Source organism: Natronocalculus amylovorans, from assembly GCF_023638035.1.
In the GTDB taxonomy this organism is placed as follows: Archaea; Halobacteriota; Halobacteria; order Halobacteriales; family Haloferacaceae; genus Natronocalculus; species Natronocalculus amylovorans.
Map to the genome: position 1 here is coordinate 43,108 of NZ_JAKRVX010000002.1, position 11,202 is coordinate 54,309.

Below are 11,202 nucleotides of genomic sequence, written 5' to 3' on the forward strand. Positions count from 1 at the left end.
GGACCACTGGCCTACTACCTACTTTTGGGTTGCTTGGGCTTGTTTGCGGCATCGGATTGCACCTCTACATAAAACGACATGACTGAAGAACAACCCATAACCAAGACACGATTGCGAAACCCGAGTTACGTTGGTGTACTCGTTGTTGTGCTGCTGGTCTGCCTGCTGGGTGTTACAACAGTCGGTGGTGCAGCAGACTCCGCTACACCAGTAACGCAACAGATGACAGAGAATGAGTCCGTTTCGGAAGACGGATACTATGAGGAGGTTCCAGAACGTGGTGAACCGTATTTTGAAGCCGCAGCCAGCGATGGTAGTTGGGTTAGCTACGTCAACCCGCGTGATGAATACCGAAGCCCGTATCTTGGAGATGGGTCCGGAAAGATCTGTGTCGCGCTCTACAATCAGGCAGGTGAGCCGATCGTTGGCGAGTCAGTCCCCGGTACAACGGTGACAGTTCCAACAGGCGACTCCCTGTCATGGCACAGTGCTGCGGATCCAATGACTGTTCAGTATCCCCTGACAGAGCAGTACTCACGGCCTCTTGATGCAGATCAGTTCGGTACAGCTGATGATCTCCCACAAGGTGATGGCTATCTCGATAGTCACTGTATTGAGTTCCATGGTCTCCCAGAAGATGGAACAGTTAGCTACGGCGAGGTTGAAATTGATGGACCATACTCAGATCAGATCGAAGTCGTAGGCTACATTCAACACGCACACAGTGCATGGAACACGGATGTTCATCCGATCGACGATGCGGTCTCATACGAGGACGCTGGTGGGGGATGGACCTACGAGCCGGATGCTTCACACGGGCAGGTTGTTGTTGTGCTCCAACTAGCAGAGACAGTCGAGACAGACACTCAAACGCCAACTGAGGAGGCAACTCCGACTCACACAGAGACACAAACGGATGAAACCCCAACAGATGTGGCAACCGGCGAAGAAAATGACACGCAAACCGAAGCCGTTGCGGGCGCAGACGAATCATCGCCTTATGAGCGCCCACGCATCTGGGTGATTCTCGGATTGGCGAGTACAGTGTTGGTCATGGCCGTTGTTGGGTGGTCGATTACACGTCGGGGCTAGTTCGACCGGTTACCGGTTACCGCCACGTTATTCGAACCAAAAAGAGTAGGGCGAGCGTTTCAAGCGCACATAGCAGTGTTACGCCAACCTGGATATCGAGGTCTGATCGGAGGAACCAGCCGATGAACTCTCCGTGAAATCCATACAGATAGATCCACAGGCTGTTTTGCAAGAGCAAAAACACCGAAAACACCAACAGGCCAAGCGTATGCGGTGCGCCATGCCGGCGGTAGTTTGGCAGCCAAACGTACACTAACGAGAGCAACAGTACGATATTGACGATCGCTGCAACACGCGCAATATCCAGTAAGAGACTCATACGTACCTACCACCATCAACCGCTGTATTGCGTCTTTCCCCACCCATTACTCCTCACCTTCCACTGTGTTGAGTATCCGCTCAACTGTGTCCCAGTTCTGTTTTGCTTGTTCAGTGAACAGATACACTTCACCATAACCGTTCCCAGCCGACTGGAGAATATTATTCTCGACGAGGATCTTGAGATGGTGTCGAATTGTGCTATAATCCATCTCAAGCGCGTTCGAGAGCTGATTTGCATTCTGTGGTCGGTGTTCCAGCGCACGAAGCAGTCGGACTCGGGTTTTTGCCCCTCGTGAGCTTGCAAGCAGGTACCACAGTACACCCTCCATTCATTTCAACAAACGAGGGGGAACAACCTAAACGCTTGTGTGAACGGAACAATTACCGTTCGAACACGACAGCACACATGACAGACTACTTTGAGACTGATTGCTATTCGTTGTCCGGCTCCAGATCGACAGCAATCTCAAGATCAAACGCCTCATCAGCAGGAGCATCTTCAGGCTCGAGATAGCCTGCTGCGAATGCTGTGTACACCCACCCAGCACTCAGTTCAACATCGAATGTTGCAACAACGTCACCATCGTTGTCCTCGGTTGCAGGTCGGATCTCAAGTGTGTACGCTCCTTCTGGTACTTCGACAGTTGCCACGTCACCGAAGGCCGCATCTTCGACAAGCACGTCGCCTGTCTCTTCGACGGTCACGTCAACTGCTGGTGCATCCGGTGATGCATGGACCACACGGACCCGTGCCATTTCACCAGGATCGGAGAGATCGTCCTCAAGTAACGCAACCTCGAACGGTTGGTTCTCCTCGGACAGCTCACCGATCGCTGCAGCAGTGTATGCCATTCCACTTTCAAGCGGGACATCCGAATCAAAGACAACCGTATCCGTATCTCCGGCAGCGGTGATCTTCACCTCATACTCGCCACTTTCGAGTGAGAGGTAGTCGCTCACTGCTCGGAATGGAACATCCTCTAAGACGGCATCTCCATCGACGTACACATCCACATTTGGTGCGTCAGGGGACATATGTGCTGCTCGGAGTGATGCGTCTGCATCTTCCGCTGGCTCACCACCTGAACCAGCGTCAAGCGTGATTTCGAGATCGAAGGCCTCGTCAGCGGGGGCACTGTCAGGGTCAAGGTAGCCAACTGCAAAGGCGGTGTACACACTTCCCTCTGCAACTGCAACATCGAACGTTGCAACAACGTCACCGTCGTTGTCTTCGGTTGCAGGTCTCACCTCAAGCGTGTATTCGCCTTCTGGGACCGTTACTGTGGCTGCATCACCGAAGGCTGCATCTTCGACAAGTACGTCACCCGTCTCTTCGACGGTCACGTCGACTGCTGGTGCATCTGGAGATGCGTGAACGACACGTACTCGTGCTTCATCGCCTGGATCGGAGAGATCGTCCTCAAGAACCAGTGGGGAGAACGGATGATTCTCCTCAGAAAGCTCACCGATCGCGGCAACCGTAAAGTCGCCTTCCGGTACGTCTAGTGTATCCTCGAATGCAACCGTATCAGGGTCGCCTGCAGCGGTGATTGTCACCTCATAGCTTCCGACAGGAAGATCGAGATACTCACTCACTGCACGGAACGGAACATCCTCGAGGATGGCGTCGCCATCAACGTAGACATCGACGTCCGGCGCATCCGGTGAGAGATGCGCGACGCGAACCGTTGCCTCCTCTTCGGGCTCGGGCGTCTCTTCGGGCGTCTCAGTTTCTGTCGGCTCTGGCTCGGTATCACCGTTTCCAGATCCATTCCCATTGTCTGCACCGCTACATCCAGCAAGCGTTCCAACGAGAACCACACCACTAGCAGTAAGTACTGCACGTCGTTTTATATCAACCATAACGGTCACCTATCGATACGGTTGACACATATATGACATATTTCCCAACTTCAACCCAAGTACCTCCGAGTTTATTCCAAAATTGCTCCAAAATGTTGTGAGTAGTTGGTATTAATCTGTCTGTAAGTAGTAAATATAGATTAGTTGACTACAGAATGTTGTCTGCCGATACTCATATTATACCGTTATCAGTCATATTTTATTGCTTCCGTTGTTTGCCATGCACATGACTCCGCACGCACCGGACATACAGGAGACAATTGCGATGTCTTCGGAGCCATCGAATCCGTTCACAGAGTTACCACCAAGCGAGTGGCGGAACGTATTCTTTGCACTCCCTGAAGAGGTACAAGAACATCTTGTCGTTGACATGAGCCAGTCTGAGTTGGAGACGTTTATCGACCGGCTCGATCCGGACGAGGTGACTGCAGTTCTTTGGTTTACTGATGAAGAGACACGTGAAGCGCTGCTGGCCACCCTTGATAATACACGCCGTGAAAAAGTCGATTTTTTGCTCTCTTTTAGCCCCGAAAGTGCGGCCGGGTTGATGAGCCTCGACTACGTCACTGTCGATGAAAAACAGGAATTCTCCGAAGTGATTGAACGCGTTCGTCGATTCGAAGACAGAACGGGCGAGGTTCCGACGATCTTTGTGACTGCCGATGGAAAATTACAAGGCGAACTTCCCGGTGCAGTGCTGTCCGTGGCCGACGACGAAACTGAGACGCTCACCGACTATGTCCGAGAGACACCGCACATCCGCTACGATCGTGATGACGAGGAAGTCATTGAAGTGTTCAAACAAAACCCTGAGCGTGCCGTTGCTGTACTCGATGAAGACGAAGATATTCTCGGTGTAATTCATGCCGAAGACCTGTTACGGATGGTCGAACAGGCACGGGGTGAGACGCTGTATGAGTTCACGGGCGTCGCTGAAGAAGAAAGCGTTCTTGACGGTCCGGGAGCGAAGGTGCGCCGACGATATAAATGGTTGATCCTCAACCTCGGAACCGCGTTCATGGCCGCAGCGGTAGTTGGTTTGTTCGAGTCAACGATCGCGGCGGTCGCAATCTTGGCAGCATACATGCCAGTTGTTGCGGGAATGGGTGGTAATGCAGGCACACAAGCGATGGCGGTCACTGTTCGTGGGGTTTCACTCGGTGAAGTATCGCTCAACACTGGCAAGCGTGTCATCTTCAATGAAGTTGTTGCTGGTGCCGTCAATGGTATGATCACTGGGTTGCTCGTTGCTGTGATCGCAATCGCTTTTTCCTTCGGCGAGTTTGGTCTCTTACTCGGGGCAGTTATCGGCATCTCAATGGTCGCAAACCTTGTTATTGCGGGCTTCTTCGGTGCACTCACCCCACTGATACTCGATCGAATAGGATACGATCCCGCCACGTCTGCGACGATCTTTATAACCACCGCCACTGATGTGCTTGGCTTTTTCGTCTTCCTCGGACTGGCGCAGGCAGTCCTGTTGTAAGCAACTGAGACACTCCGGTTGCTAAACGTACTTTTTTACTCTGGTGACTTCAGTCTAAAATGTTACCCAGGACACTAACGTCCAGCATCATCCCGAGGCGGCATGCCGCGTCAGCCGGGAAACCCTCGTGCCAGGTAGTTGCGTTACGGTGCAACGGCCGTCTGTTGCGCGCCTGGGTTCTCCGTGCGGTCATCGCTCCCATCTGGGACTACTACGCCGGGGACTAGGGCACGCAAACGTACGTTGACGGTGACGGTGTATATCATTTCCGTCACCGACTGTCTTCATTCTGCTCGGTGCGGTCGGCAGCAACTGCGACTGGTGTCACTCCTTTTCGCCGTGCATCTACTGTCGAGAGTCCATACACAAGCCCAACGAGCAGCACCACACCGATCGGCAACAGGATGAACATCGAAATCCCCGTTGTGCCCCATACAATAAGCAGTCCGATCGCCACAACCGCGACGGTCACCGCGTAATACATCTGTGTGCGGACGTGATCGATCAGATCTGCACCGGTAAAGGTTGACGATAGCACTGTCGTGTCTGAAATCGGAGATGTGTGATCGCCGAAGATTGCGCCAGAGAAGATCGTTCCAACAACTGCTGCAACCATTGTATGGTCTCCAGTAAGTGACCATGCCACTGGAATTGCGATCGGTGTCAAAATCCCCATTGTTCCCCACGAAGTGCCAGTTGAAAACGCAATAAACGCCGCAAGGAGCAACACAACAGCGGGTAACAGCGCCGGTGGCAGCGTCTCATCTGCAATGGCTGCAACATACGCACCAGTCTCTAGTGCGGAGACAACCTCACCGATCGACCACGCAAGTACCAAAATCGTCACTGCAGTCAGCATGAGGCCAAAGCCATCAACAACGGTCTCGACTGCATCTCCGATCGAAAGCAACCCATACACAAGCCCAATCACGATTGCACTGACAATCATTGCAAATGAGCCATACACCAACGCAGCAGCGTAATCTGCATCAACGATCGCCCCCTGCAGGTCAGCAGCACCGGCAGCATAGCCAGTCCAGACTGCGGTTGAGAGTGTTACGACGAGCAAGACACCAATCGGGACAAAGAACGATCGGAGCATCGGATTCTCAATATTCGGCTCTCCAAGCTCTGCTTCAACATCCTGCATTGGCCGTGCACCCTCACGGTTCACATTACCGGACTGCCAGGATCGGTGTTCTGCGGTCAGCATCTCACCAAAATCACGCCGCGAGATGACAATTAGAGCGACCATAAAGATCGCAAGCAGCGAATACGCATTGAACGGGATCGACTGAATAAATACCTCAAACGCTGCTGGATGCTCGCCAGGTTCGAAGCCTGCTTCCGCATACCCATCACCGATCAACGAGAGCTGAAAGGCAACCCACGAGGAGATTCCAAGGGTTGCAACCGGGGCAGCCGTAGAATCGACAATATATGAGAGCTTTTCGCGAGAGACGCGCATGTGATCTGAGACATCTTTAATTGAAGAGCCAACGATCGCCGTATTTGCGTAATCATCAAAGAACATTGCAATACCGAGAACCCATGCCGCAAGCCCAACCTTCCGTTGGGAATCAAGCCGATCGATCGCCCAATCGCGGATCGCATAGGAGCCACCCAATCGCCACAAAAACGCCACGCCAGCGCCCAAAAAGAGGGTGAACATGAGAATTTGAACGTGGAACTCGTCAGCGATCGCCGCAACGATCCAGTCAAACGTCTGTACCAGTCCCACACTCCCAGTGAAGATCACACCTCCTGACCAGACACCTAAAAAGAGTGCAAGGATCGCTTTTCGGGTGACGATCGCCAGTATAATTGCCAACAGCGGTGGTACCAACGATAGTGCGCCAAACTCAGACATGCTGACTATGTCACTGTGTTTCGTGGTAACACTTTTTCAGCAAAGCAATACAGTCAATTCAGAAAAACGTACCACTTGCCGTTAGTTTATCAGCGCGAATCGGCCTTCGATATAAAATGTAATATTTTGAGCGGTAGATGCCGATGATTCTGTCAACCTTCCCGATTTTTTGGTGAAAAAGGCGCGAATCCGAACCCACTTATCCCATGCCACCCATCCACATACAATGACAGTACGAGTCGGTATTCTCGGTGCAACGGGCGCAGTCGGACAGCGGTTCATCCAGCTCCTCGACGGGCACCCAACGTTTGAAATCGGAGCGCTCACTGCAAGCAAAGCAAGTGCAGGTAAAACCTACAAAGAAGCGGCAAAATGGCGCGTGAGCACGCCAATCCCGGAGGATGTCGCAGAGATTGTGGTCGGACGAACAGACCCTGCTGACGTTCCGGATGATATTGATCTGCTGTTTTCCTCGCTTCCATCAGGTGTTGCCGCAGAGGTTGAACCGCAGTTCCTCGAAGAAGGATTTGTTATTTCATCGAACTCTTCGAACGATCGAATGGCCGAAGATGTTCCGTTGACGATCCCAGAAATTAACGGTGATCACCTCGGCCTCATTGAAGTCCAGCGCGATAACCGTGGCTGGGATGGCGCACTCATTAAAAACCCAAACTGCTCAACGATCACGATGGTGCCGACGCTTGCAGCGCTTGATGAGTTTGGGCTCGATCGCGTGCACGTCACAACGCTTCAGGCAGTCTCTGGTGCAGGCTACTCAGGCGTAACGTCAATGGAGATCATTGATAACGCAATTCCACATATCGGTGGCGAGGAGCCAAAGATGGAGACGGAATCGCGCAAGCTGCTTGGATCCTTCGATGGTGCAGAGCTGTCGATGCACGGTGCAGAAGTAAACGCCTCCTGTAACCGAATCCCAACGCTTGATGGCCATCTCGAAAGCGTCTTTGTTGATCTTGCAGACGACGTCACACCGGAAGATGCTCGCAACGCAATGGAGAACTATCCCGGAATTGATCTTCCAAGCGCACCTGAACAGCTTATTCATGTCTTTGGTGAGGATCAACCGGATCGCCCACAGCCACGACTCGATCGCGATCGAGAGAACGGAATGCAGATCTCCGCAGGGGGCATTACGGAGACGCCACAAGGCCTCAAATACAACTGTTTAGCACATAACACAGTTCGCGGCGCAGCCGGTGCAAGCGTGCTCAACGGTGAGCTGCTTGTTGAAGAAGGCTGGATCTAACGCTGTTAAAAAAAGATGTGAATAGCGACGACAAAGGCGATCGAAATACAAATGATAAACAAGATTACAACTGCTGTCGTCGATAGCATCCCACGTTCATCGTTCTCCATCAGCTGTTGACCCGAATTCATAGATAGCGAAACCACGGCAGTGTATATCATCGGGTAGACTGCATCGCATATTAATATGATATGCACCGATTCTCAGATTATATAACTGGGCCCATCCTACAGCGAGATGTGACGATCGATAAGTTCGATCGGGTGCGGTGGCATCGCTTCCTGTCCTCGATCGCCAAGCTGTGATCGACACGATCCGCCCGGGGCAGTCACTGTTGTTGCACCGTTTTCTTCGACCTGCGCAAACAGTATTGACCCGATGGACTGTGAGAGTTCATAGTGCTCTGTTTCGTAGCCGAACGAGCCCGCCATCCCACAGCAGCCCGAATCGAGCACTGATACGTCAAATCCGAGCCGATCGAGCACCGCAGGTGCGTGGTGATCTTTTGAGAGCGCTTTCTGGTTGCAGTGACCATGATAGGCGATAGATTCCGCTGGTGGAGTCACGGAGACGTTTTCATCTCGTCTGTAGATATCAAGGTACTCCAAAACACCGTAGGCGTTTGCCCCGACCAATTGGGTGTCTTCACCTGAAACGAGTGACTGGTACTCATCTTGGAACATAACTGCGTCCGATGGTTCGACAAAGACGATCGACCTGCCATCTTCAACAAACGGGCGGAGCAGCTCAACATTCGTCTGCGCAGCAGCTTGTGCGCGGTCCAAAAAGCCCAGTGAGTACGCAGCACGACCGCTTACTTCGAGATGCGTTGGAATCTCGACGTAGACGCCTGCGGCTTCAAGCACCCGGACCGCTGCTTTTCCTGGCTCCGGATAGCTGTAGTTTGTGTAGGTATCCGGAAACAGCAGTACACGATCGGTTGCATCCGACGTTGAGACCGTGGATCCACCTCGAGTCTCAAACCAATCCACAAGCGTGGTTTGGGTAAACGATGGCAGCTCACGCTCGCGTGCAATGCCCAGTGTCTGTTCCATGACCCAGCGAGCGCCGGGGAGCTTCGGACCGATATTAGAGAGCGGTGCAAGCGTACTTGCAAGGTTCGAGAAGCGTTCGATATCTGCAAAGAGTCGATCGCGGATCGATGGACTTCGTTCTTCGTGTGTTTTGTGTTTGATTTCGGCTTTAAGTTTAGCCAGATCCACACCAGTTGGACAGTCTCGTTTACAGCCCTTACAGCCGATGCACATATCCAAAATGGTATCGTGAAATTCCGCTGAATGAAGCGCATCCGACGGAAGCTCCCCACTGATTGCGGCTCGAATCATATTTGCCCGACCGCGCGTTGTTTGCTGTTCATCCTTGGTCGCTCGGTAGGTCGGACACATCGTTCCGGAGCCGGTCTGTCTACAGGTTCCACAGCCGTTGCAGAGTTCGACAAGGTGTGAGAAGCCACCCTCCTCGGAGAAATCAAGCGTTGTCTCCCAGCCCACAGTCTTATACTCGGAGCCGTATCGAAGATGCTCCCGCATATCTGTCGGGTCCGAGTCGGTGTAGACAACTTTTCCTGGGTTCATTCGCCACTCCGGATCAAATGCTGTTTTGAGATCTTGGAACGCAGTCCATAGCGTGTCACCGTACATTTTGGGGTTGAACTCCGTACGGGCAAGCCCATCGCCATGCTCACCTGAGAACGCGCCATGGTGTTCTAACACAAGATCGGTTACGGCATCAGTAATCGAATGCATCGTTTCGATCCCATCAGTCTCTTTCAACGAGAGGATCGGACGGATATGAAGCGTCCCGCTTCCAGCATGCGCGAAATACGCTGCAGATGTACCGTGGTCTTCGAGAATATCGCGGAATTCAGCTACGTACGTTGCGAGCTCTTCAGGAGGAACTGATGCATCCTCAATGAACGGATACGGCTTGGCATCACCTTCGAGACTCATCAGAAGTGGGATTGCAGCCTTTCGCAGATTCCACAGATCGGTCTGTTCGGCGTCGTCGTATGCCTCAACCACATCGAATGCATCGCCGGAAACAAGCAGCTCCGCACTGAGTGCATCGATCGCATCCGAAAATGCCGATCGATCGCCGGAACCAATGACCTCATTGTCAAACTCGATTAGCAAGGACGCGGCAGTCCCATCTGGAATCTGTGCGGCATACTCACGATACGCAGTGGAGTCTTCTGCAAGCGCAAACACCTCCTCATCCATCAACTCAACACCGCTTACCGGATGCTCCAGCGCGACTGGAACCGCAGCCATGGCGGCAATTAGATCATCAAAACAGTACAGCGCAAGCGCAGTGTGTTCAGGTTTTGTGACAAGTGAGAGCTCCGCTTCAACAACGACGCCAAGCGTTCCTTCCGCGCCAACAAAGAGTTTTGAGAGGTTGATTGCGCGATCGCCTGACTCGGTTTCATATACCACTTTGTGGAGGTTGTAGCCGGAGACCGATCGCTTCAGCGTTGGATAGCGGGCATCAATCTCCGCTTGATTTGACTCAACAAGCTCTCTGACCGTCTGATATAGCTGGGCTTCCAACGTGGATTGTGAGACGATCGACTCCCACTCGTCGCTATCCAAGATCACCTCCCTTGTTTCGATGACAGAGCCATCTGCAAGAACGACTGTCAACGACTCGGTGTAGGCGTCAGTGATCCCATACCGAACCGAATGTGCGCCTGTTGAGTTATTCCCGATACCGCCACCAACGGTTGCTCGCGCTGAAGATGCCGGATCCGGCGCAAATTTGAGTCCATGCGGCGCGAGTGCCGCGTCTAGATCATCTTGAACCACTCCCGGTTGGACTGTTACCCGTCTGTTTTTCGGGTCGATCGAGATAATGTCGTTGAGATGCCGTGAGAGATCAAGCACCAAACAGCCGGGACCGACGGCTTGTCCTGCAAGCGATGTTCCTGCACCACGGGCAAGGACAGGGAGACCGAACCGATCGGCGATTTTTAGTGCGCATTGCACATCCGCGGTATCGTGTGGAAAGACAACACCTGCGGGTTGGGCACCATAGATGCTCCCATCAGTGGCATATAACACGCGTGCATACTCATCAAATCGAACCTCGCCGGAAAGCTCCGTGTTGAGTGCTGCAGCAGCATCGTCCCACGCTGGTGACGGTGTGGTATCAACGTGTATGTGCTCAGTCGGAGCGTGCTCGACAGCCATGCAGTAAACCTTGTTATTAATCGTGTTAAATCATGTAGTCGATTGAACTGAGCAGAGACCAGTATCATTTTTGAACGTTCTATATAATAGGTGG

8 protein-coding genes are annotated in these 11,202 nt (G+C 52.7%); 3 read left to right on the forward strand and 5 right to left on the reverse strand.

Going from position 1 to position 11,202, the window contains the following annotated elements; genetic code table 11:
* Nucleotides 1-78: 78 nt before the first annotated feature.
* Complete coding sequence (locus tag AArcSt2_RS04505) at nucleotides 79-1,092, forward strand: PGF-CTERM sorting domain-containing protein (protein WP_425493645.1); 1,014 nt, start codon at nucleotides 79-81, stop codon at nucleotides 1,090-1,092.
* Nucleotides 1,093-1,108: 16 nt separating this feature from the next.
* Here the strand turns inward: AArcSt2_RS04505 and AArcSt2_RS04510 are convergent, their stop codons facing one another.
* From AArcSt2_RS04510 to AArcSt2_RS04520, 3 genes are all read right to left on the reverse strand, one after another.
* Nucleotides 1,109-1,411, reverse strand: a complete 303-nt coding sequence (locus AArcSt2_RS04510; protein WP_174654197.1) for a DUF8036 family membrane protein — start codon at nucleotides 1,409-1,411, stop codon at nucleotides 1,109-1,111.
* Nucleotides 1,412-1,457: 46 nt separating this feature from the next.
* Nucleotides 1,458-1,742 (reverse strand): winged helix-turn-helix domain-containing protein, encoded by a 285-nt coding sequence (locus AArcSt2_RS04515; RefSeq protein ID WP_250583232.1) that lies wholly within the window; start codon nucleotides 1,740-1,742, stop codon nucleotides 1,458-1,460.
* A gap of 103 nt (nucleotides 1,743-1,845) precedes the next feature.
* On the reverse strand, nucleotides 1,846-3,276 hold the full coding sequence (locus AArcSt2_RS04520) for a DUF4397 domain-containing protein (protein WP_250583234.1): 1,431 nt from the start codon (nucleotides 3,274-3,276) through the stop codon (nucleotides 1,846-1,848).
* Between the two features lie 226 nt (nucleotides 3,277-3,502).
* On the opposite strand from AArcSt2_RS04520, the gene AArcSt2_RS04525 reads away from it, so the two are divergent.
* Complete coding sequence (locus AArcSt2_RS04525) at nucleotides 3,503-4,762, forward strand: magnesium transporter (protein WP_250583236.1); 1,260 nt, start codon at nucleotides 3,503-3,505, stop codon at nucleotides 4,760-4,762.
* Nucleotides 4,763-5,033: 271 nt separating this feature from the next.
* Here AArcSt2_RS04525 and AArcSt2_RS04530 read toward each other — a convergent pair whose 3' ends face one another.
* Nucleotides 5,034-6,632 (reverse strand): Na+/H+ antiporter NhaC family protein, encoded by a 1,599-nt coding sequence (locus AArcSt2_RS04530; protein WP_250583238.1) that lies wholly within the window; start codon nucleotides 6,630-6,632, stop codon nucleotides 5,034-5,036.
* A 226-nt stretch (nucleotides 6,633-6,858) separates the two neighbouring features.
* Here AArcSt2_RS04530 and asd point away from each other — a divergent pair, with 226 nt between their 5' ends.
* Nucleotides 6,859-7,899, forward strand: coding sequence for an aspartate-semialdehyde dehydrogenase (gene asd, locus AArcSt2_RS04535; RefSeq protein WP_174654200.1), 1,041 nt, complete (start codon nucleotides 6,859-6,861; stop codon nucleotides 7,897-7,899).
* 227 nt (nucleotides 7,900-8,126) lie between these two features.
* Here asd and AArcSt2_RS04540 read toward each other — a convergent pair whose 3' ends face one another.
* Nucleotides 8,127-11,108: an FAD-binding and (Fe-S)-binding domain-containing protein gene (locus tag AArcSt2_RS04540; RefSeq protein ID WP_250583240.1), complete on the reverse strand. Its 2,982-nt coding sequence runs from the start codon at nucleotides 11,106-11,108 to the stop codon at nucleotides 8,127-8,129.
* Nucleotides 11,109-11,202: the final 94 nt, after the last annotated feature.